General features: G+C 54.0%; 1 rRNA gene (cut by a window edge). It reads left to right on the top strand.

Annotation, left to right across the window (positions count from 1 at the left end):
- Positions 1–1,044 (top strand): 23S ribosomal RNA (locus tag IOC61_RS10895) (its annotated part continues 614 nt past the right edge of the window); the annotation flags it as partial.

The following is a 1,044-nucleotide window of genomic DNA, read 5'->3' as shown; positions in this document are numbered from 1 at the left end:
AACCCCGGAGAGGGGAGTGAAATAGATCCTGAAACCGTATGCGTACAAGCAGTGGGAGCAGACTCGTTCTGTGACCGCGTACCTTTTGTATAATGGGTCAGCGACTTATTTTCAGTGGCGAGCTTAACCGTATAGGGGAGGCGTAGGGAAACCGAGTCTTAACTGGGCGACCAGTCGCTGGGAATAGACCCGAAACCGGGCGATCTATCCATGAGCAGGTTGAAGGTTGAGTAACATCAACTGGAGGACCGAACCCACGTATGTTGAAAAATGCGGGGATGACTTGTGGATCGGAGTGAAAGGCTAATCAAGCCCGGAGATAGCTGGTTCTCCTCGAAAGCTATTTAGGTAGCGCCTCACGTAGCACCGCCGGGGGTAGAGCACTGTTTCGGCTAGGGGGTCATCCCGACTTACCAACCCGAGGCAAACTCCGAATACCGGTGAGTGACGCGTGGGAGACACACAGTGGGTGCTAACGTCCATTGTGAAAAGGGAAACAACCCAGACCGTCAGCTAAGGTCCCCAAATCCTGGTTAAGTGGGAAACGATGTGGGAAGGCTCAGACAGCTAGGAGGTTGGCTTAGAAGCAGCCATCCTTTAAAGAAAGCGTAATAGCTCACTAGTCGAGTCGGCCTGCGCGGAAGATATAACGGGGCTAAACCAGGTACCGAAGCTACGGGTTCATCGAATGATGAGCGGTAGAGGAGCGTCGTGTAAGCCAATGAAGGGAGATCGAGAGGTCTGCTGGAGGTATCACGAGTGCGAATGCTGACATGAGTAACGACAAGGGAGGTGAAAAACCTCCCCGCCGGAAGACCAAGGGTTTCTGTTCGACGCTAATCGGAGCAGAGTGAGTCGGCCCCTAAGGCGAGGCCGAAAGGCGTAGTCGATGGGAAACGGGTTAATATTCCCGTACCTCACTGTATTGCGATGGGGAGACGGAGAAGGCTAGGTGAGCCAGGCGTTGGTTGTCCTGGTGAAAGTCGGTAGGCTGGAGAATCAGGCAAATCCGGTTCTCCAAGGCCGAGAGACGAGACGAACGGG

The organism is Halomonas sp. KAO, assembly GCF_015595025.1.
Taxonomy (GTDB): domain Bacteria; phylum Pseudomonadota; class Gammaproteobacteria; order Pseudomonadales; family Halomonadaceae; genus Halomonas.
This window is presented reverse-complemented; position numbering and strand designations above follow the sequence as displayed.